Genomic DNA, 22,819 nt, shown 5'->3' with positions numbered 1-22,819 from the left:
TCCCTTTTTCTTTATTATACAAACAACGCCCGTCCTCTGGAATGAGAGAACGGGCGTGTCGTCGTCAAAAGATGAGATGGGCGATCCCGACGATAATCGGTAACGTGATGATCGTCCGCAACAAGAAGATGAGAACGAGATCGAAGAACGAGATTGGCAATTTTGAGCCGAGCAACAATCCACCGACCTCAGACATGAAGATGAGCTGGGTGACGGACACACAGGCGATGACGAATCGCGTCAACTCACTCTCGATGCCGCTGCCGAGCACGGCTGGTAAGAACATATCGGCGAATCCGACGACCATCGTTTGGGCCGCGGCCTCTGCTTCTGGCACTTGCAACAGCATGAGAATCGGTTCGAACGGTTTGCCGAGAATCGTGAACAACGACGTGTGTTCGGCGATGACGAGCGCAATCGTTCCGACGGCCATGACGACCGGCAAAATGCCGAGCCACATGTCGAGCACGTTTTGGAACCCGTCCTTGAACGTGGCGCCGGCGCCTTTACTCGATTTTGATTTGAGCAACGCTTGACGCAGTGCCCAGACGCGCATCGGGACGTTCGCCGGCACCGGTTCTTCCGGTTTCAACTCCGTCTTCTCATACGCCGTGTCAGGCTTGCGAGACAACGGATAGATGCGCGGCATGATGAGCGCGGCGACGATGCCGGATAGGATGATAGTTCCGTAATAATGCGGGAAGTAGGCGTCGAGCTCCATGTACGACAAGATGACAATCGTGAACGTGATCGAGACGACAGAGAACGTCGAGGCGATAATCGAGGCTTCTCGTTCATTATAGAGAAGGGAACGTCGAGCAGGCAATAACTCGTTGTAATTTTCTGAAAAAAGAGAGCGTTATCAAGAGCGAACTATTCGTATTCTCCGGCTCACTTTAGTATGATGACGGCGAGTCTTACAAAATCGAGATATTCACCATATATACTTTAGGAACGGAGCGATACAGATGAGATTAAGTGTATTGGATCAAGCGCCGGTGACATCCGGACATACGTCAGAACATGCGTTACAAAGTGCGGTCGAACTGGCCCAACTGGCAGAAGAGCTCGGCTATTACCGGATGTGGATGGCCGAACACCACGGTGGCATGTCGTTCGCCAGCTCGGCCCCGGAAGTCGTCGCGGCTTACATTGCGGCGAAAACAGAACGGATTCGTCTCGGGTCAGGTGGAATCATGATGATGCACTATTCCCCGCTTAAAATGGCCGAGGTGTTCAAGACGCTCAGTGCGCTCGCGCCGGGACGCATCGATTTCGGGGTCGGCCGGGCACCGGGCGGGGACGCCAACGCCATCTACGCGATGTCACAAGGCCAAAAACCGATGATGGACGGCCTGTATGAAAAGCTCGGGACGACACTCCAACTCATCAATGATGAGACGCCAGAGGAACGGTGGTATAAAAATACGCCGGCCGCCCCGACTGGTGTGACGTTGCCTGAGGCGTGGCTCCTCGGGTCGAGTGGGAACAGCGCCATCCAAGCAGGACGGATGGGGCTCGGCTACTCGTTCGCCCAATTCTTCAATGGGGAACTGAGTGTCGCTGCGCTCGACGCGTATCGTCAGCACTTCACCCCGTCCGCTTTCATGGAGAAGCCGGACATCAGCGTCACGTATCTCGTCACGACGGCCGAGACGGAAGAAGAGGCCGAGTATTTGGCACGTCCATCCGATCTATCGCGCCTGTTCTTGATGAAAGGCCAGCTCCGCCAATTGATGAGTCCGGAGGCAGCACACGACTATCCGCTCACCGAAATCGACAAGATTCAAATCGCCAACAACCGGAAAATCCATCTCGTCGGGACACCGAAGCAGATTGCGACGCAACTGCAGGAAGAATCGGCCCATTATGGATTTGACGAGGCGATGATTTGCAGCATCCAGCATACACAAGAGAGCCGCTTGAACGTCTATCGGTTGCTCGCCAAAGAACTTCTATGACGAACACTGCACCGGTCCTAACGGGGACCGGTGCAGTTTTTGATTAGAGGAACAGTTGCATGAGTACGAACAAAGCGACAAGCCCACCGAGGGAGACGGTAACGAAGACAGCGGCCGAGCGTTCGTGATTGCGTAAGATGGTATACAGCCCCACGACGAACGCACCGAGTGCGGCGGCGATGGCCAACATCGAGACGACGGCTGCCCACGTGTTGTCGAATAACGTGTCGAAGTTGAACGGTTGAGCGGATTGGACGATGAGGGCAGACACGAGTAAGAGCAAGAACACTGCAAGCAACAAGACGACCGACCATTTCCCTGGTCGTGTCTGTGGAGTGACGTTTCGACTAAGCATGATGGTTCACCTCGCTTTTGCGACTTTTACTTATCTATACCCGGTTATGGCCGGCTCATTGAAAATATCTTTCCCTTTTTTTAAACGGTTTCGTGAACAAGACCGGCTAAAACCACTAAACTAGAAGAAACGGAGATTGCCTGGAGGTACAGTATGCAGCAGATGAAGATCGACCCGCACTATTTGTTTGATGTGTTCGTTCACTTATACCGGATGGTGTTTTTGATGGAAGTGATGCCTGAGGGATATCGTTACGCACGCGTCAGTGAACAGGGGAAACTGGCGTCCTCGCTCCCGGACGATGTGAGTGGCTTGTATTTACATGATATGTATGCGGTCGATGTCGCCAACGAGTTAATCGTGCATTATGACGAAGTCGTCGCGACGCACGCACCGGTCTATTTCATGTCACAAATGAATATCGAGACCAATACCGCCCGTTTTGCTTCCTCGGTTCTCATGCCGCTTGAAGATGAGGCGGGTAACGTGCGCTATGTATTAGGGCTGACGACCGATTTGTCGGAAGAGGCAGAAATGAAGCTATTGAGTAGCATCGAGAACATCGATTATTTGACCGGGATGCCAAACTTGATGAAAGTGAAGCTCGAACTTGAGAAACTGTTCGTGCAACAAGAGGCCGCGGAAGCGACGAGTGTCATGCGCTTGCACATCAATCGCTTTAAAATCATCTTATCTCTTCAAGGTGTGGAACAGTCCCATCGCCTGATTAAAGAGATGACGCGGCACTTATCGGACCTGTTGCCGAAAGGATCGATTATCGGACGCGTAGACGGTGAAGATTTTATCGCTGTGCTGCCCCACACCTCAATCGAGACAGCGACGATACATGGGGAACGATTGCTTGCCGCTATCGCGGCATACACGTACCAAGTGGCCGAGACCGAGTTCGCTTTATCCGGTTGTCTCGGAATCAGCGCGGGGAGCGAGGACGCCGACCGGGTCATCATGAATGCGTCAACGGCGCTCCTCGAAGCGAGACAAGCGGGCAAGCAAATTATCAAAGTGTACGAAAAGGACGATTATGTCCAACATTATATCGATGAGATGACGATTGAGATGGAACTCATCAAGGGACTGAAAGCAGATGAACTGAGCGTCGTCTATCAACCGAAAGTTGGCTGTCAGGACGGGATGGTTCATTTTGAGGCGCTCGTGCGGTGGCATAGTGCGGCGCTCGGTAACGTCTCACCGGAAACGTTTATTAAGATTGCCGAAACGTCGCTCTTGATTGAAGACATTACCGGGTTCGTTTTTGACCGCGTCTGTCGTGACATGATCGAGCAACCGGACCTGTTTGCAGGGCGACGTGTCGCGGTCAACGTATCCCCGGTGTTGTTTCGGCAAGACTATATCAAACAGTTATTACAGGTGCTCGCGACATACGGGTTGAGACCAGAACAGTTCGAGTTTGAGATCACGGAACATACGCTTATGCAAGAACCGCTCCTTGGCATTCAGACGGTCGACTATTTGAAAACGAAAGGCTTTCGCGTGTTGATTGACGACTTCGGCGTCAGCTACTCTTCCCTCAATTACTTGAAGATGTTTGAGATTGACGGCATTAAAATCGACCGCTCATTCATCAGTCAATTAGATAAAGACAACGGCCTGAAAGAATATGAAATCGTCAAATTGATTGTCTCACTCGCTAAAAAATTGAATTTAGAGGTCACGGCCGAGGGGGTCGAGACGGAAGCACAGTATCGGGTGATGGAACAGCTCGGGTGTGATGAGATTCAGGGGTATTTCTTCAGTCGTCCGCTCCCGCTGAATGAGCTCCAACAGGCACTCGATGCGCTCGTCTATCAACATGCGGCGCTACGGCAACTCGAGTTGGCCACGACTTCTCCGTCGACGGTACTTGATGAACAAGAAGCTGAGCGATTGAAGACGATTCTGCGCCTTGAGATTTTAAACACTCCGCGAGAGGAGCGCTATGATCGGATTACGCGACTTGTCGCGCGCACGCTGAACATGCCGGTCGCGCTCATCTCGATTTTGACGACAGACCAACAATGGTTCAAGTCCTGTGCGGGTCCCTTGCTTGAGAGCCCACACGTGGACCGGGAATGGACGCTGTGTGATCGAGTCGTGACTGGCCAATCGTCGGTTGTCATCGAGGATGTGCAGACGTCTGAGGCCGGGACAAACAATCCGTTGCTTGAAAACCTCGGTTTTTATGCCGGTGTTCCGCTCACGACGCGAAGCGGACATGTCATCGGCACGCTTTGTGTGACGGACGAACGAGCTCGCACGTTTGACGAGGCAGCGTTGCAGTCGCTTGAAGATTTCGCGCGTTGGGTCATGGCTGAAATCGAATTGACGGAACAGACACGGGCCCAGGCCCAACGTCAACAGACGCTCGAGTCACTTTATGAGGTGACGGCACTTCATGAACCGTTCGGCAATAAACTAAAACGGATTCAGACGGTGCTCCGCGGCTGGATCGGCTATTCCCATGCCGTCGTCTTCTCGACGGAGTCGAAACATCGCGTCTTATCCGAGGACGGGGAAGGCAAGCTCGACTGGACGAGTGATGCCCTGCAACAACTTCATGCTTTGACGACAATCGGGCACCAAAAATTAGGTCGTGCCGAACTTGTGATCGATGGAATCGAGTTTAGCTCGATGATCAGTCTGCCGTTGTCCAATGATGGCAAGACGTTCGGCTGGGTCGTGTTCTTGGCTGAACAGGGCAGCTTGAACGACGTGGTCGACACCGCGACAATCAACGAGATGACGGATACGGTTTTGCTCGTGACCCGGTGGATGGAGAACGAGATTCGGCGCGAGCGGAAGCATCAAGAAGTCATCGAACTCATCACGCAAGACAGTCTGACGAAACTGGCGAACCGTCACTCGTTCATGACCGACTTGCGACAAAAGATGAACCGGAAGCAATCGGTCGTGCTGTTGTTCATCGATTTGGATGACTTCAAACAAGTGAACGATTCCTACGGTCATCTGATTGGGGACGAAGTGCTCATCGAGACGGCACGACGCATTCGCTCGTTCAGTCAAATGCATGACGGGAAGGCGTATCGCTTCGCAGGCGACGAGTTTTTAATCGTCATCGATGCCGAGCAAGAAGGGATTGCCACAGACCGTTTTGACGAGTTGAATCGCCTCATTTCCCAGGAAATGAACGTCGGAGATGGCTTGTCCTTGCGGTTGTCGGCCAGTATCGGCGTCGCTTGCTCACAAGACCACGCTTCGCTCGATGCGATGATCCATCACTCGGATGCGGCGATGTATGTCGCCAAAAAATGCGGGGGAGATGGCTATTACGTGTACGACTCACATCAAGAAAATTGATACGGAGGCATTTAAAGTATTACAGATGAAGGAGGGGGCCAATCATGCAGTCACTTAAACAGCATTCGGACCGATTTTGGTATATGGACCCGGTCGCGGAGACCGACCGTCCCATTTTAGGGGCTGTCGTCGGCGACGCCCATACGCTCATGATTGATGCGGGGAACTCTGAGGCGCACACGAATTTATTTCTAGACGCCTTGACCGAACGGGGCATCAAACGACCGTCAATCGTCACGTTGACGCATTGGCATTGGGATCATATCTTTGGATTGTCGGCGCTAACCGACATTGTCTCCGTCGCAAGCACGGCGACAAAAGCCGGGATGGAACGGTTGCTGCCCTATGCGTGGGACGATGCTTCCTTAGCCGACCGGGTCGAAGACGGACGAGAGATTGCGTTTTGTGCGGAAGCGATCAAACTCGAATATGGTGCGGAGCGGTCGATGCGCGTCGTCTTACCGACGCTGACGTTCGATGATACGCTCACCCTCGACCTCGGCGGGGTACACGTCATTCTGAAGCACGTTGGTGGAGATCACGCTGCTGATGCGGTCGTCGCTTATGTGCCAGAGGAAAAGGTGCTGTTTTTAGGGGATGCCCTCTATGCGAACTTGTACGCGCCGTCTTGGAGGATGACCCCGGCACGGACATTGCGTCTCTTAGAACTACTCGATCAGTTTGAGGCCGAGGCGTACGTCTGGTCGCATGGCCAAGTCGTGACCCGTCCCGAATATGAGAAAGACCGAGACGTTTTACGCCATTTGGCCCGAATCACCACTAATTTCCCAGGAAATAAAGAAGCGATAACCGCTCAGTACGAGCGTTTGACAGGTCGGGCCGTCGACGAGGAAGTGCAAGAGCTGATCTCGTTCTTCGTGAACGGTTCGAGCGAGGGACGGTGATGGACATCATACGGATTCACGACGAGGCCGAAGCATTTCAACAGTTTTTGACGAGTCGATTGCGGATGTTCAATGACACCCACTCGGTGCACCATCGTGAGATCCGCAACGCGGACGTGCCGGTCGTCCAGCTGAAAGTGGAACAGGACGGGGACGTAATCGCAGGATTGTTCGGGAGCGTCTATTGGGGCTGGTTCGACTTGGACCGGCTCTGGGTCGCGTCAGAACATACGGGGACCGGCCTAGGGAGCCGTCTGCTCGAGGAAGGGGAGCGGTTTGCCCGTGACCTCGGAGCGACGCGTGTCAAGTTGACGACATTCTCGTTTCAGGCGAAGGCATTTTATGAACGCTTCGGCTATGAAGTCGCCGGTGTGCTCCGTGATTATCCGCCGGGTTCGGACTACTATATGATGACGAAACGGTTATAAAAAAGGCGACTCGCGCGAGTCGCCTTTTTCAATATACTTTATCCCCGTTAAAGATTGAGTTTTTCACCATGACGTAATCGACAGTGCGCAATGCATCGAGATTGTCCCCACCCGAGTAAGAGATGGCCGATTGGAGGTCTTGTTCCATCTCGGTCAACGTGTCTTGGAGCGCCCCTTTATGCTCGACGAACACTTTCTTGCCTTCGACGTTTTTCCGTTCCCCTTTTTGGAATTCAGAAGCCGACCCGAAGTATTCTTTGAGCAATTTTCCGTCTTGTTCGAACGCCTCACCCGGAGACTCGTCGTGTCCGGCGAACAGCGAACCGATCATGACCATCGATGCCCCGAAGCGAATCGATTTGGCGATGTCTCCATGTGTCCGGATGCCCCCATCCGCGATAATCGGCTTTGTCGCCGCCTTGGCACACCAACGGAGCGCGGCGAGTTGCCACCCGCCAGTGCCGAAGCCCGTCTTGATTTTCGTGATACAGACTTTACCTGGTCCGATGCCGACCTTCGTCGCATCCGCCCCGGCATGTTCGAGTTCTCGGACCGCTTCTGGTGTCCCGACATTCCCGGCGATCACGAACGAACCTGGAAGATGGTGTTTGATATGTTGAATCATCCGGATGACCGCATTCGAGTGGCCGTGGGCGATATCGATTGTGATGAATTCCGGCGTATGTCCGGCTTCCGCGAGCATCTCGACGAAGCGATATTCGTCCTCTTTCACACCGACACTGATCGATGCATACAAACCGCGTCCATGCATATCTTCAATGAACTGAAGTCGCGTCTCCGGGTTAAAGCGATGCATGATATAGAAATAGCCGTTCTCGGCGAGTGATAACGCCACTTTCTCATCGATGATCGTTTGCATGTTGGCTGGAACGACCGGCAGTCGGAACGTGAAGCCTCCGAGCGTCACGCTCGCATCACATTCAGATCTGCTATCAACGACACATTTTGCGGGAATTAATTGAATATCTTCATAATCAAATACTTTATCCATGTTGTCACACCCCTATTTACGAACAATTTGATTTGTTGATTGGTAAATACTTCGCCCATTCGGTAATGTAACTTAAATCGAGATATATGTCAAAGGAATATGGTGATAGAAGGTAAAAATTCTTTATGATTTTCGTTTAATTGTATTTAATGTTCGTGTTTAGATGATAATTTAAAATGTTTCACGTGAAAAAAGACCGCTTTAAGAGCGGTCTTCATACACAACGTATTGATTGCGCCCGTTGGCTTTCGCCTGATAAAGGGCCAAGTCTGCCTGTTTAAGCAACAATTTCGTCGACATGCCAGCACGGTACGGGGCCACACCGATGCTTGAAGTCGTGACGAACGAATGGTTTTCTAGTTGCCATGGGTGTTGTAGGGCGGTGATCAGTTTTTCGGCCACCCGTTTTGGTGCGTCTGCTTCTGTGTAGCGGATGAGCACTGAGAATTCGTCACCGCCGAAGCGGGCGATCACATCTTGGTTGCGCAACACGTCGGTCAAACGAGCGGAGAATTGGCGCAGCAACTCGTCACCGATGTCGTGACCGAGCGTATCATTGATTTGTTTGAACCGATCGATGTCGAGCGACAAGATGGCGAGTGCCTCGTCTTCTTCTGTGAACCGTGCTAACGTCTCTTCTAAATAGGTAAGGAAGTAGCGCCGATTCGGCAAGTCGGTCAACGTATCATGATAAGCCAAATGCTTAAGCTGCTTCTCGAGCACTTTTCGTTTCATGATTTCACGCGTGACGGTCAAATAATGAAGTAGTTGCCCGCTGTCGTCATAAATCGCTTGAATCTTCGTCTCGAGCCAAATCCAACGGCCATCTTGATGCAGATGTCGGAATTCGAGCGTGAGTGGCTCGCTCGTCGCCGTCATCATCCGAAGTTGTTGTCTAACCGGTTCGACGTCGTTCGGATGGATGAAGTCGAGCGTGTTCTTGCCATCATAGAAAGAAGGGGCATATCCGAGCACGGTTTGATGGGATGGCGAGGCGTAGCGAACTTGTCCGTCACGCTCGAGAATACAGACGAGGTCGCTCATGTTCTCCGTGATGAGACGATATTGCGTCTCGCTCTGATGAAGCGCCCGCTCCATCTCACGCTTCTCAGTCACGTCGCGCAACAAGGTCATGACGGCAGTCCTTCCTTCATAATTGATTAACAGGCTGCCGATATCCATATGCAGCTTTCGTCCAGCCGGGGTGACGAGCACGACCTCGGTGTCTTGGACCGGATCGCCTTGGCGCAACGCATGAAGGCGTGCCTTGGTCGTCTCATGATATTCCGTGGCGACGAACGTGAAAATCGATTCATTCTCGATATACCTCTCGCCAATCGTTTCTAGCGCCAAGGCGTTGGCATATAGAATCACACCGTCTTTATGGACAATAATGCCTTCAGGAATCGTTTCAATCAATTGGCGATAACGACGTTCGCTCTCCTGGGTCGCCCGTTCGGCATTCTTCTCCGGCGTATGGTCGATAATGATGGCGAACAGTCCCGTGATGTGTCCCCCGACCTCGATCGGGATGTTCAAGATGGCCAAATCAAGCCAGTCGCCCGTCTTTTGAGGTGCGGTCATGCCGTATTTATGCGGCGTTCCGGACAAGGCGAAGCGGAGGCCCTCATCGACAAGGTCCCGTTCCGACTCGGGTAGCCATGACAGAAAAGACTGCCCCAACAAGTCGGCTTCCTCGTAGCCAGTGATTTGCGTGACGGCAGGATTGACCGATTGGACACGTAATGCGTCGTCAAGAACGAAGATGCCGTGAGGTGAATAGCGTTGGAGCGATTCGTGTTGGTCTTTCAAGATAGACAGCTCGAGTTCACGACGTTTCCGGTCCGTCACTTCTCGGACAACCGAGATGACGTGCGTGCAGGCACCCGACTCATCGAAGACCGGCGTCACCTCGGATTCATAGTAATGAACCGGCAAGCGAATCTCGTGTGAGACGGACGATGTCGTATAAGACGGTTCGGCCAAGCGATAGTCCTCGAAGACGAGACTTTTTCGTTCGCGGACGGCCTGGTCATAATGGCGTGTGACGAGAGTGGCCGTCTCGGGCGGAACCATGTCCTCGACACGTTTCCCGATATCGGCATCTGTCCAGCCAATCGCCTGTCGTCCCGGTTCATTTACAAATAAGTAGCGATAAGTTGAACCGTCCACTTCCATAAAGAAGACAAAATCTGAAATTTTGTCGAACGTACGGAGCAGGACGGAGGAATAGTGTTGGATGGTCTGGTCGGCGTGCATCATGTCCCTCATTTCAATCAAAAACTTTTCGGCGCGTCATTTTCATATTACCGCAAGTTGAGACAAAATGTGTGAACATTCCAAAAAGACAGGACTGTGAAAAGTCCTGTCAGGCTGCTCGTTTCATTTCGGTCCGCTCGCGGCGGCCGTTCATCAAGTAGTAGAGGAGCACGGTGAAGCAGGCCACACCGGAAAGCAACAGATACAGCGTTGAGAAACCGGTCAACGGAATGAGCAATCCGATCAAGTAAGGGCCGAATCCAAGGCCTGCGTCGAGCGCGATAAAGAACGTCGACGTGGCCATGCCCATCCGATGGGGGTCCGCAGCCTTGACGGCGATCGCCTGCGTGCCGGACTGGATGTTGCCGAAGCCGAGTCCGATCAATGCCCCAGCGAGTAACAGCATGACGGCGTTGTTCGCTTGACTCAAGACGAGCATGCCGATGGCGAACAGGACGATAGCCGGATACATGACGACATTGGCGCCGCGTGCATCCATCAGACGACCCGTGATCGGGCGCGAGATGAGGACGGCAATCGAATAGACGAGGAAGAAGATACTCGCGGCTTCGACAAGGTCGAGCTCGCTCGCATAGAAATTAATATAGGATAGCACGCTCGAGTAGCTGAGGGCGGCGACGCCGATGATCAGCGCGATCGGTAACGCCTTCGGTTCGACAAATGCACCGAGCGAAAACCCTCGGATGACTTGCGGATTCTCAGCTTCAGGCACCTTCACGAACAAGGCGCTCCCGAGACTGATGAGACCGACGATGAGACAGGTGAGAAAGATGACCGAGAAACTCGTGTATTGGCTCATCATCAAACCGACGAACGGTCCGATGGCGGTGGCGAGCGTCGAACTCATGCTGTAATAGCCGATGCCTTCACCTTTTCGGGAGCCGGGAATGACTTGGGCGACAATCGTTCCCGTCGCCGTGCTCGACAGTCCCATCCCGAGACCGTGGACAAAGCGGGTGAACAGTAAGAAGCCGATGCCAAAGTCGAGGAAATAGAGCAAAATCGTAGCGGTGAAGAACGTGAGGCCGATTAGGAGCGTCTTGCGACGTCCAATCGAATCGATCAAGCGCCCGATAAAGAGTCGCCCGACGAGGGTCCCGATAATGAAGATGCCGGTGACAAGGCCAGCCTCGCTCGTCGAAGCCCCATATGCCGAGACGGCGTGGACACCAATCGTCACCATCAATAAGAAAAAGATGAGCGTTAAGAAGAAGTTGACGAGAGAGATGATGAGGAAGTCTTTCGTCCATAGTTTTTGTGCGGTTAAATGCATCTGCCACCCGCCTCCTGTTTCATTTGATTATAAATAGTTAATAAACATAACTAAAGCAGTATAACAAACGAAGAGGGGTTTGTCCGAACAGACGCATTCTAATCAAAAAACCGATTCGCTGAAGCGAATCGGTTACGTCAAGCATTTATTGGCGGTCCCAGAACCGGCCCTTTGCGATGCCGTCGATAAACGTATCGAAGCCATCGAGGCTATGTTGTTTGAACGTGTATACACCTGGCTGGTCCGTCTTCACGCGGCAACGGTCGAGCACTTCATCATGATGCAGATGCAACGCGAGCGGTTTGAAGTGTTTATACGTGTTCTCGATGAACTCGAGCACGTCGTCTTCGACCGAGGTCGCGGTGCTGACGAGGAAAGCCGCATCGAACAGGCTCGAGTCGACCGTGTCGTATGTCTCTTTCACTTTAAGATCGCCGAGCGTATATGATTTCTTGCCGACGAGGCTGTAATTGACCTTATGATCGGCGAGCGCTTGCACCCACGCCTTCACTTGCGCGGCATCGACGTCTCCGGCCAAGAGGACGGCGACGCTCTTCGTGTCCGGCTTCGCAATCGTATTGGCCATGCTGAGCGCCGGTGAGGCTTTGTCTGAGACGACTTCGTTGTTCTCGGCCGGGAGGTCGACCCCGAGGTTGTCAGCGACGACCGAGGCGAGGTGACGGTCGATTCGATTCAACAGGTCGACGGCATTCTCTTTGACCATGTCCGACTCACATTTACCGAGCTCGAAGCTGCAGGCATCTTGGATGTGTTGCTTTTCGACGTCGGTCATGCTGTTATAAAACATCTTCGCTTGTGAGTAGAAGTCGAGGAAGCTGTCGCTCCGGCCTCGAATCTTATGACCGTCGACTTTCTCTTGATAGTGCTCGAACCCGCCTTGGTCGGCTGGGACGGGCTCCGGCTGATTGTTGTTAAGCGCGTTTTTATGGTAGCTCGTCTGTCCTTTATGGACAGCCATCTGATGCATGCCGTCGCGCTGGTTATTGTGGAACGGACAGACCGGTTTGTTGATCGGGATTTGATGGAAGTTCGGTCCCCCGAGACGTGACAGTTGCGTATCGGTGTACGAGAACAGGCGCCCTTGCAGGAGCGGGTCGTTCGAGAAGTCGATTCCCGGAACGAGATGACCAGGGTGGAACGCGACTTGCTCGGTCTCAGCGAAGAAGTTGTCGACGTTGCGGTTAAGCATCATCTTCCCGACAAGTTTGACGGGCACATCTTCTTCCGGCCAAAGTTTCGTCGGATCGAGAATATCGAAGTCGAACTTGAACTCGTCTTCTTCGGCGATGACTTGAAGCCCGAGCTCCCATTCCGGATAATCGCCTTTATCGATCGCCTCGTACAAGTCGACGCGGTGGAAGTCAGCGTTCTTACCGAGCGCTTTCTGCGCTTCGTCCCAGACTTGTGAATGAACACCGAGTTTTGGTTTCCAATGGAACTTGACGAAGTGTGCCTTGCCTTCTTTGTTGACGAGACGGAACGTGTGCACACCGAACCCTTCCATCATGCGAAGGCTACGCGGGATGCCCCGGTCGCTCATCGCCCACATGATCATATGGGCCGTCTCATGGTTTTGTCCGACGAAGTCCCAGAACGTGTCGTGGGCGCTGCCGCCTTGAGGTACTTCCGTGTGCGGCTCCGGTTTCACGGCGTGGACGAGGTCCGGGAATTTGATGGCGTCTTGGATGAAGAAGACCGGCATGTTGTTCCCGACAAGGTCATAGTTGCCTTCGTCGGTATAGAACTTGGTCGCAAAGCCACGGACGTCGCGCACGGTGTCCCCAGACCCACGCGAACCTTGAACCGTCGAGAAACGGACGAACACCGGCGTCACTTTCGACGGGTCATTCAAGAAGTCGGCTTTCGTATACTCGGCGAGCGACTCATAAACCTGAAACTCCCCATGCGCCCCGACGCCTCGTGCGTGCACGATACGTTCAGGAATCCGTTCGTGGTCGAAGTGCGTCATCTTTTCGCGGAAATGGAAATCCTCGATCAATGTCGGTCCGCGACGTCCGGCTTTGAGCGAGAATTCATCCTCCGCCATCTTCAATCCTTGGTTCGTCGTGAGCCCGGCTTGTTGCTCGTTATCGATCATATGTTGTTTTAACTGCTCTTCTTTCTTGTTCCCCATATTCGTGCCTCCCCTTTAAGTATACGTCCACGCCGTAAGCCACATTTTGGCCTACTTTACGAATGTTCCCTAACACTTCAAGAAAAAACCCCCATTTTTGAAATGGAGGTTAGCGTAACATCGATAAGGTTTTCGTCTTGCCGTCCGACAGTTTGTAGCGCACGACATAGTGGCGTGACGTCGTCTGGACCGTGGCGGACGTGATTTTGGTTGTCTTCTCGCCGATATGAATCAGCGTCAAATACTCGACTTGCTTGCCACGCTTTGTCGTCACGACTTGATTGCGGCGTTGCCAGTCGTAGTCCCGATACGACACATAACTCGCACCGACGGCGACTTTCGGCGTCGTGCCGACCTCGAGTTGTAACAGATGGATCGAGCGGTTCTCGTTGTCTTTATACATGGCATGACGGCTGCCGCTCGAGACGCGATTCAAACCGGTCCCGAGATGGAATCGCTGGACGAACGAGGTCGTGGTCGGGCTGGTGATGTCGTCATAGACGAGCACGGTCCCATCACGGTCGTAGGCGAGACGACGGGTGTGCGTCATCCCGTTACCAAGTAGCCCGCTCGTTCCCGCGGCCGTCCATTGCGTCGATGCAGCACCGACCGATGTGATTTGGCTTCGCCGCAAGTTGCTCGGCGTCAAGTTGAAACTCTTACCCGCCACATGGACGGTGTTGTGGGCCGCAGCCTGCATGACGACGCTGCGCTCGGGACGGTTCGTATAGGCGTAGCGTCCGCTCTCGACGAGGAAGTCACGCCCATAGCCGTACAGATCGATCGACAAATCGTCGGCGTGCTTATGGATATTGCTATGATAGCCTGCCGTCATCATTACTTGGACCGCGTCCCGGAACGGACCAGAAGCCCCGCCCCAATGTTGACGGAAGAAGGCGTACTGGTTTGATAGCTTACCGACCCGTGTCGACGGTTGGGTTCCCGATTTCCCTTGTGTCATCGCGTAATTCAAGTGTGGATAGCGATTGATATACGGAATCGCGTCCGTGCGGTGCGTGATGGACGGGGTGTCGCCAAACATCGGCAGTGTCCCGTTCGGTTTCAACATATACGTCAGCGCGCTCGGCATATCTTTGACGTCACGCATCCGGCTCGATAGGGCGAAGCGGTTGGCTGCCGCCCAGTCGTTGAAACGGGCGAGCGTGTCGTACAGATAGATTTGATAGAACGGCGAGTGCTCGAGATGGACGCCGTCCGTGCTCAAGCTGTGGTTCAACTGCTGGGTGAGCCGGTTCGTCGCGAGAGAGCGCCAGGCCGAGGAACGATAAAAGCTCCGATGTGTCTCCGCGACGGCGGTTAAGGCCATATCTTGGAACATGCCGTGATTGTTGTTCGGTTTATAAAAGCTTGGCGTCGCCAGCAGTGTCGCGTGTTCATACAGTGTCTTGGCGAACAGCTGCGAGAACGCCGGATCGGTGTTCACTGCGGACGAGCGGAATTCATTCCAGAAATTGAGCAAATGGAACGTCCGGATGGCGGTGCCATGGTCGTGATACGGCCAGCGGTAGCGTGTATAGTTCGCGGCCGGGTATTGCTTGGTCCAACTCGTGACGATTCGCTTCCCGTAGCGGAGATAATCGTCTCGTCCGGTGGCGGCATACGCTTGCGTCAACTGGTTCAACGTCGTGAAATAATGGATTTGAAACTTGAATGACGTCGAATCGACCGCAGGGACGCTGACATCAAAACGGTATGTATCGATGTTCGGGACACGCAACTGATAGGGCGGGGACGGGATATACCAGTTCCCCTTCATGGCTGCGTCGGCCCGGGCGATGGCCGTTTTGGCGGTCAACTCATCGTAATAGTAAGGCGTCTGTCCCCGGGTGAGCGAGCGCATATACTCGTGAGTCAGCCGTGAGTAGGTCGAACCGGAAAACGTCGTCAGCGACAAGTTCGTCGCCACTAGTGTGACGGCTTGCTTTTTTACGTAGTAGATGGTTCTTCCGTCTTGAATCTTATAATAGTGACCGGACGTACTGAGCGCCTTGAACCGCTTTGCCGCGCGCAACGTTCCTTTCGGCTTGAGCGTCTTTCCGACAAATTGATAAAGCGTCGTGCCGGTAGGCGCACTCACCTCATAAGGTGAAATTGATGCGGCGTCGACCTGTCGCGGCGTCAAAGTGGCACCGATCATAACCAGAAGTAGGCATAAAAGCATCCATCGTTTCATAACGTCTTCCTTTCTCCGACCGTTCAACGGTTACATGTATACAATTAGTATACAATTATATATTTAGCCAAAGAAAGGAAAATTCGAACTATCTTTTTGGATGAATCAGGTTATAACGCGGCCCAGACACTCTGCTTCAAGACGATACGTTGGACCGTTTCGGGATTGAGATCATATTTCGTTGAAACGGTTCGGGTCACTTTCGCTTTCAAGTCAGGGTCGTCCGATTGCTCGGCCTCGTAGACGCGATTCCAGACTTGCCAGACGCGCGCTTCCTCGTCTGACAGTTGCGCATCCCATTCCTTCTCTTTCAATTGCCAGCCGAATGTCATCTCCTCATAGGCTCCGGGCTGCACCGTATCCGCTAAACTCCAATCGCCCTCGGGAGCAAACACGGCTTCGCCGAGTGGAGATTCGGTACCGATATAAGCTTCGTGATCATAGAAGCGGAGAAGGGCAGCTTGGAACGTATCGCGCGCCGTCACCTCGTCCATGACATCTTGACTGATGGATTGGAGCGTCTCGACGTCAGGTTGTCCGTGGACAATGATGTCATACGTATAGCGGACGGCCTCATCTTCTTTCACGGCCTGTCTCGTTTCAATCGTGTAACGTCCTGCGTCGTCAGTCGCATCTGCTTGCGTGACGGTTTCATCAGTCGTTTTTTCGGTCGACTCATGCGGCCAGACGTAGGCGGTCAAGGCGATGGCGGGGATGAAGAGAAGGCCGCGCCTCAGACGATATACCCATTTTGGTTTTTGTTTTGTTGTCATTTCACTCACTCCAATGCATATGTATGAAAAAATCCCCTGATGTCAGGGGATTAACGTGTCCGATCTAGCCGTACGATCCGAGCATCTGGATGATCGATACCGCGTACCAACGCACTCAAGATTTTAGAACCTAACATGCTGTAGACCGTGCCATTGCCCCCGTACCCGAGCAAATAGTAGAGGTTGGGACGATCCGGATGTTCCCCGATGAAGGGTAGTTGGTCGATTGACTCACCGAACAGGGCCACCCAGGCGTATTCAACTGTCAACTTGTACATCGGGAACAAAGCCTCGACTTCTTGGCGCAACCGCTCGGCCCGCTTTTGAATGAGCGCCTCGCTATGCGGGGTCTCTGCCTTTTCTTCATCGAGTCCGCCGGCGATAATGCGACCGTCCACGGTCGTCCGTAAATAGAGGTACGGTCGTTTCGTCTCCCAGATGAGCGCCTGACCTTCCCAGTCAGCGAAATCAGGGACAGGATTCGTCGCAATCGCATAGGAGCGGTTGAGTTCGATCCGATGGGTGTCGAGGAGCGGGGCCGGGCGATAGCCGGTCGCAAAGATGACGTGGCCCGCTTTGAACGTCCCTGATGGCGTCAAAACGAGCCAGTCGTCGCCGTCGGCGACGACTTCTGTGACGTCCGTCTCTTCGAAGATCGGCACGTTTTGGGTCGACAAGTAGCGGACGACCTGACGGCTGAGCGTGAGCGGATTGACCTCGGCATCGCCGTTCGTGATCAAGCCGGCCGGTTTATCGAACGGATAGCGTTCCTGTAACGCCTCCCGGTCGAGCCATTCGGCCGCGAGTCCGTGTTTCGTCAGCATCTCATACTCCTGTTTCAATTTGGAGACATCTGCCTCGCTGCTGGCGAAACAGAGACTGTCACGCCGGATATAGACGTCCTTGGCGTCAACCGTCCCGGCGACCTCGTCGAGCGCATCGACCGCCTCGGCACACAGTTGATAGAAGCGGACCGCGTCCGCTTCACCGATTTGTTCGGCCAGTTCGTGCAACATGATGTCGTTCGAGTATTGAATGAGCCCTGTGTTCGCTGCCGTACTCCCGGCTCCGACTTTCCCTTGGTCGATGACGGCGAAATCGACACCGTCCTTGTAAAGCGTATAGGCTGTCAGCGTTCCCGACATGCCCGCTCCGATGACGAGTACGTCGTAGCGCTCTTTCTTGATTGGTTTTTGTAAGACGATCTGTTCCGATTCTGTGGTCGGCCAATATAAGTTCCCGTTGTGCATCTCCATGACGTCATCCTCCGATAATCAGCATCTTCTACTTAATCCCCGAATTTCACGAATGAAAACGCAAAAGGCCGCAGACAATCTGTCTGCGGCTTGCGTATTCGATTCGATCGTTATTTTTTGATGACGACCGTGTTCGCGGATGCGCCTTTCGTGTAGCTGATCCGTTTCACATTCTCTGCCCCGCGGATTTCCGCAAGGTTCGTTCCATCGACAATTACTTCTTTGACAGTTGCGCCGTCGAAGTCGATGATGGCACCGGCTTCTTTCGGTTTCACTTGAACGACGATGTTTTTAAGCGGGTCACCTGTCAATTCCGTGTAGGCGCCGCGTACGAAGATGCCGTTCTTGAAGTTCGTGCCTTTGCCGATCGTCACGCCGATGAAGTCATCTTGGAGGACGAGGCGTGCAGCCTTGTTGTTCTCGACTGTGTAACGCGTCAATTCCACTTCTGGCTCCGGAGTGAGATCGATTTGTGCGAGAACCGGGTCGTGGTCACTGGCGCGGCCCGACATCTCCGTGAAGTCAGCGTTGACGTGAATCATATCGATTTCGGTCGTCGCCGCTAAATGGTTCGACACGAGGATATGGTCGAGCACTTGCGAGTTCCCTTGATAGACGTACGAGTAACGGTCGACGGCCGGGACTTTCTCGACCATGTTCGTCATCAAGTCGCCTTTGAAGATTTGCATCGCATCCGAGAACTCGAAGTCGTTGAAGTCACCGAGGGCGACGACGTTCGCTTCTGGATTGTCCGTCTTCACGTCAGCGACGAAATCATGGACGATTTGAGCGATTTGTTTCCGTTGGACTTCACTACCGAGCACGACCGGCTGTTTTGAGCCGAAGACGCCCGTGTCGCCACCTTTCGAGTTCCAGTGGTTGGCGATGACGACGACGTTCTCGCCTTGGAAGTCGAACTGGGCCGCGAGCGGTTTACGTGAGCTGTTGAACGCCGGGTTGAGCGGGTCGATGCGGCCCGGGTTGTGCGTCAACTTGCCGTTTTCATAACCGACAGCTGTCGTTGCGTCACCGGCAGGGATGCCTTCTGTGAGCGAGACACGTTCCGGGTCATACAAGAAGCCGACACGGATGTTGGCATTTGGTGCGCCGCCGTCTTTATTGTACTCAGGATCGATGTTGACGTACTTGTACGATTTGCCGCCAATCGAGACGATATTGTCGATCAAGCGTTGGTAGCTTTGGTCGGCCGCAGAATTGCCTGTGCCTTCCCCGTTGTTATCTTGGACTTCGGTCACACCGATGATGTCCGGGCTGTTCAACTCCTCGACGAACGCTTTCGCGAGTTTGAGGGCTTTCTCGTCCGACGTCTCTTTGACGTTGTTCGAGAAGTTCTCGAGGTTGTAAGAGGCGATCGTCAATTTGTCCTCTTCAGCTTCGATGAACGTCGTCTCACGCTTGGCGTCACCTTTGATGAAGGCAGCCTTCATCTCATCAAGACCTGCTTGAATCTTATAGTTGCCGTACGAGTATCCAACGACACCGACGATCGGGCCATTGAAGCGGTCACCGGTCGCGACATCGAAATCACGAGCGTCGGCATTCGGTTCGAGACGGAATTGAATCCGTTCCGGGTTGGCATCATCTTTTTTCAACAGAATACCACCGTTGAACGTCTCGGTCGGTGTTGCTTCGAACACGGTCACGAGGTCGCCGTTCTGTTGCGGTGATACCGATTTGAGGTTGCCCGTCTCGACGCGCATCCCTTCAAGGCTCTCCCAGAAGTCGATGGCATCTTTTTCCGGATTGAAGACGGCGAGGGCATCGCTGTCGATGAACTCGGTCGGCAAGTTCGACGCGTCGATTTTCACCGGCGTCGGGAGTGTGACACCGCTCTTGACGACGTTGACACTTCCGTTGCGTGTATCGATTTGCGTCATCTTCATATCCGTCTGTTGACGGTCGCTGTAGCCTTCGATGGCGTACTCGCTGACGAGACCTTTCACGTTGACAAGGTCACCGACTTGGATGCCCGCGATCGAACGGCCACCATACAAGATGATCCCTTCTGACGTGCGTGCATCTTGGTCGGCTTCCATGTCAGGCGTTTGGATATAGTAATACGTCGTACCCATCGAGACGAACGAGTACGTGACGACGCCTTCGACGCCTTCAACAGTCTGTCCGTTCATCGGTGACGTGTGGCTTGCGCCTTGGATGTCATGGATGCGGATTTTGTCCGTGATTTTATAGTCGAACGTCGTCACGGCGCTGAACGCATCACCCGATTTGACGGCAACTTTGAGCGTTTTCGTCTCCTCGATGCGGACTGGTGACGTATAAAGGGTACCGTTCACTTTCGGGTCCGACCCGTCGAGCGTGTAATAGATGTCAGCGCCCGCTGTCGTCGTCGAAAGTGTCACGTCTTGTGGACCGACGAACGTGCCCGCACCTGGCTTCGCTGTCGCCGGACGGAGTACCGATGCGTCGATGACTGTGTCAGATACGTCGCGCGGAATGATTTGATACGTATTATCGAACTGTTGCACGATACCCGTGATCGACGAGTAGTTGACGTCCGTCTGTAAATCGAGAATGCCACGCTCATCACGCACGACGAACTCTTTCGTTCCATCCGTCGCCGTCAAGTTTTGCCCGCTACCTGAGAGGGTGACGTTATTGACGGTGACGAGTTCAGACTCGACGTCCTCATTGATTTGTTCGCCAGTGAGGACTTGCGCAGCTGGGACGCTCGCCGCTTGTTTTGACACGACGACGGCGCTGTTCAATTGAAGCAATTCACGATACGAACCGATGGCACCCGTGACGACGACTTCATCACCGACGTTGACGGCAAGTGACGTCGGACGGACCGAGAGTCCGCCTGTCGCATCTTGAATCGAAATCGTGTTGGCCAGTTTCGCCGTGACGACTCCTTTAATCGTGACCGTTTCACCTTCGGCTTTCGTACGGGCGTCACTGATTGAAATCGGAGTGACCGGCGCCGGTGGTTCTACCGTACCGCCATCGCCGTAGTCGACGCCTTGGAACGTGTGTGATCCGAGGTTCGTGAACGTATCGATTGGTTGTGTGTTCCATTCAGTGGCCGGGTCGAACGCATCCGCGCCGTTCGCATCCCCTGTCGTGACCGTATCTTTCCGAACCAACGACTGGTCAGCCGTGGCGACCGTCGTTCCCCATTTCGTACCCGGATCGAATCCGACTTGACCGAAGACGTCGAGCACCGTGTCCCCTTTTTTCAAGACGAGCGTGTCGTCGCCGTTAAAGTTCGTCACACCGCTTGTCGTGTTCGACTTCGCTTTCAAGGCATCACTCGCGCTGGCGTTGACGATGACATACGTGCCACCTGGCTCGAGCGTACCTGTCAAGTTGAGGGTCGTGCCTGGAGCCGTACCGCCGTTTGAATACAGTTCAAGTTTATAGGCCGAGAGGTCGATGGCCGCATTCGTTCCATTGAACAGTTCAATCGCTTTATTGTTGCTCGAGCCTTCAACGTATTCCGAGATGAACAGGTCTGAAGCGTTCAGCGTCTCTGCGTGTACGTTTGCCGCGATTGGCGTCATGCTGCTGACGATGAGTCCGGCTGATAAGGCGAGTCCGGTCATTTGTTTGAATGAACGTGCTTGTGGTTTCCCCATGTGTTAGTCTCCCTTTGATTATGTAGATAGCCGATACGATGTCCCAGTTCGTGTGGTCACTTGCTTGAGCGGATGCCCTCTTTAGGCCAAAACGAAATGATAGCGCTTACATTACTCGACTTGACGTAAGGAAGTTGCGTTCGTACTCCCTCCATCGATTGACGGATTTCACTATCATTTACCAACTTTTCAACTACATGTTAAACATAACCAAGCAGACGTCAGAACTCAATCCACTTATTGCGAAGTTCATATTACAGTTTGATTACAGACTTGAAGAGAACTGAGCAAGTAGGCAATCGGGTTGACGGGACGCCCCCCAACTCTTACAATTCATTAATACAATTAAGTGTATCGGTTAACTGTGGATTAAATGGGGAGGAAACGAATGACGACAATTACTTATCCGGTCATCCCGGGAGCGGGCGCGTTTTATTATGAAGGAAATGATATCGGCATCTTGTTATGCCATGGCTTTAACGGGACGCCTCAAAGTGTGCGTGACGTCGGAATCGCCTTGATGGAGAAAGGATTCACCGTCTTCGCACCGCGGCTCAAAGGACATGGGACGGATCCGGAAGAGTTTCGGCAATCGACACGCCGCTGCTGGTATGAGTCGATGGAAGCCGGTATCCGTCTCTTGCGTGAGCGATGTCGACACGTCATCGTTGTCGGGCAGTCAATGGGCGGGACGCTGGCGATGAAGGCCGCTTTGGCCGGACAGGCCGATGCGATCGTCACCATCAATGCGGCGTTGTCCGTGCCAGGCTATGCCTGTCACGCCACGGACGATGTCTGTCGTTTCATTGATGAAGACGAACCGGATATCTGTGCACCAGGCGTGTACGAGATTGTCTACGACAAAGTGCCGACGTCAGCCATTCGAGAATTACTCGCGCTCATCGAGGAAGTGCGACCGATGGCGGCCGAGGTGACCGTACCGACGTGCGTCATCCATTCGGCCATCGATAATGTCGTGCCGCCCGAGGACTCGATGTGGTTGTACGAGACTGTTCAAGCTCCAAAGCAACGAGAGGTGCTCGAACAGTCGTACCATGTGGCGACGATGGACCATGACCGGGAGCGGTTAGCGGACGTCATCGGCGCATTCTGTGAACAAGTTGCGACAGCCCCGAAAATGTAGTCTCCGGACTACATTTTTTATATCTCATTATTTGCAAACGCTTGCACAAGTGCTATTCTAGGATTAGATTCATCCTAAAACAGGTATTGCTGTTCAAGTATATAAAATATAAATGATGAGATGTAGGAGG

General features: G+C 53.4%; 14 protein-coding genes and 1 pseudogene. 5 read left to right on the top strand and 10 right to left on the bottom strand.

Annotated elements, in window-relative coordinates; translation table 11 throughout:
* Nucleotides 1-64: 64 nt before the first annotated feature.
* Nucleotides 65-802 (bottom strand): annotated as a pseudogene (locus tag KNP68_RS09445) (YjiH family protein); the annotation flags it as partial.
* 166 nt (nucleotides 803-968) lie between these two features.
* Here KNP68_RS09445 and KNP68_RS09440 point away from each other — a divergent pair.
* Complete coding sequence (locus KNP68_RS09440; RefSeq protein ID WP_214799452.1) at nucleotides 969-1,961, top strand: LLM class flavin-dependent oxidoreductase; 993 nt, start codon at nucleotides 969-971, stop codon at nucleotides 1,959-1,961.
* 43 nt (nucleotides 1,962-2,004) lie between these two features.
* Here the strand turns inward: KNP68_RS09440 and KNP68_RS09435 are convergent, their stop codons facing one another.
* Entirely contained in the window at nucleotides 2,005-2,316 is a 312-nt protein-coding gene (locus tag KNP68_RS09435) for a hypothetical protein (RefSeq protein WP_214799450.1), read from the bottom strand.
* A gap of 153 nt (nucleotides 2,317-2,469) precedes the next feature.
* Here KNP68_RS09435 and KNP68_RS09430 point away from each other — a divergent pair, with 153 nt between their 5' ends.
* From KNP68_RS09430 to KNP68_RS09420, 3 genes are read left to right on the top strand one after another with little or no spacing between them, the layout of a single operon-like run.
* Entirely contained in the window at nucleotides 2,470-5,652 is a 3,183-nt protein-coding gene (locus KNP68_RS09430) for a bifunctional diguanylate cyclase/phosphodiesterase (RefSeq protein ID WP_214799448.1), read from the top strand.
* Between the two features lie 44 nt (nucleotides 5,653-5,696).
* Nucleotides 5,697-6,557 (top strand): MBL fold metallo-hydrolase, encoded by an 861-nt coding sequence (locus tag KNP68_RS09425; RefSeq protein WP_131471986.1) that lies wholly within the window; start codon nucleotides 5,697-5,699, stop codon nucleotides 6,555-6,557.
* Nucleotides 6,557-6,985, top strand: a complete 429-nt coding sequence (locus tag KNP68_RS09420) for a GNAT family N-acetyltransferase (RefSeq protein ID WP_051627766.1) — start codon at nucleotides 6,557-6,559, stop codon at nucleotides 6,983-6,985. Before KNP68_RS09425 ends, KNP68_RS09420 begins: the two co-directional genes overlap by 1 nt.
* A 28-nt stretch (nucleotides 6,986-7,013) precedes the next feature.
* Here KNP68_RS09420 and guaC read toward each other — a convergent pair whose 3' ends face one another.
* From guaC to KNP68_RS09380, 8 genes are all read right to left on the bottom strand, one after another.
* Nucleotides 7,014-7,997, bottom strand: coding sequence for a GMP reductase (guaC, locus tag KNP68_RS09415; protein ID WP_029596386.1), 984 nt, complete (start codon nucleotides 7,995-7,997; stop codon nucleotides 7,014-7,016).
* A gap of 201 nt (nucleotides 7,998-8,198) precedes the next feature.
* The gene (locus KNP68_RS09410; protein WP_214799446.1) at nucleotides 8,199-10,256 is read right to left on the bottom strand and encodes a PAS domain S-box protein; all 2,058 of its coding nucleotides are present in this window, start codon (nucleotides 10,254-10,256) and stop codon (nucleotides 8,199-8,201) included.
* A 109-nt stretch (nucleotides 10,257-10,365) separates the two neighbouring features.
* On the bottom strand, nucleotides 10,366-11,550 hold the full coding sequence (locus KNP68_RS09405) for an MFS transporter (protein WP_131471984.1): 1,185 nt from the start codon (nucleotides 11,548-11,550) through the stop codon (nucleotides 10,366-10,368).
* A 145-nt stretch (nucleotides 11,551-11,695) separates the two neighbouring features.
* A complete protein-coding gene (locus tag KNP68_RS09400; RefSeq protein WP_131471982.1) occupies nucleotides 11,696-13,705 on the bottom strand; it encodes a catalase in 2,010 nt (669 codons plus the stop codon).
* 109 nt (nucleotides 13,706-13,814) lie between these two features.
* Nucleotides 13,815-15,899, bottom strand: a complete 2,085-nt coding sequence (locus KNP68_RS09395) for a heparinase II/III family protein (RefSeq protein WP_214799444.1) — start codon at nucleotides 15,897-15,899, stop codon at nucleotides 13,815-13,817.
* A 110-nt stretch (nucleotides 15,900-16,009) separates the two neighbouring features.
* Nucleotides 16,010-16,672 (bottom strand): hypothetical protein, encoded by a 663-nt coding sequence (locus tag KNP68_RS09390; RefSeq protein ID WP_214799442.1) that lies wholly within the window; start codon nucleotides 16,670-16,672, stop codon nucleotides 16,010-16,012.
* A gap of 50 nt (nucleotides 16,673-16,722) precedes the next feature.
* Nucleotides 16,723-17,928: an NAD(P)/FAD-dependent oxidoreductase gene (locus tag KNP68_RS09385; protein WP_214799440.1), complete on the bottom strand. Its 1,206-nt coding sequence runs from the start codon at nucleotides 17,926-17,928 to the stop codon at nucleotides 16,723-16,725.
* Between the two features lie 110 nt (nucleotides 17,929-18,038).
* Nucleotides 18,039-21,545 carry a chitobiase/beta-hexosaminidase C-terminal domain-containing protein gene (locus tag KNP68_RS09380; protein WP_214799438.1) on the bottom strand — a complete coding sequence of 1,169 codons (3,507 nt, stop codon included), beginning with the start codon at nucleotides 21,543-21,545 and terminating at the stop codon, nucleotides 18,039-18,041.
* Between the two features lie 388 nt (nucleotides 21,546-21,933).
* Between KNP68_RS09380 and KNP68_RS09375 the strand changes: the two genes are divergently transcribed.
* Nucleotides 21,934-22,689: an alpha/beta hydrolase gene (locus KNP68_RS09375; protein WP_021067946.1), complete on the top strand. Its 756-nt coding sequence runs from the start codon at nucleotides 21,934-21,936 to the stop codon at nucleotides 22,687-22,689.
* The last annotated feature ends 130 nt before the right edge of the window (nucleotides 22,690-22,819 follow it).

This window comes from Exiguobacterium sp. s50, assembly GCF_018618175.1.
Classification (GTDB): Bacteria; Bacillota; Bacilli; order Exiguobacteriales; family Exiguobacteriaceae; genus Exiguobacterium; species Exiguobacterium chiriqhucha.
The sequence above is the reverse complement of the archived record's forward strand: the minus strand, read 5'-3'. Positions and strand labels throughout refer to the sequence as shown.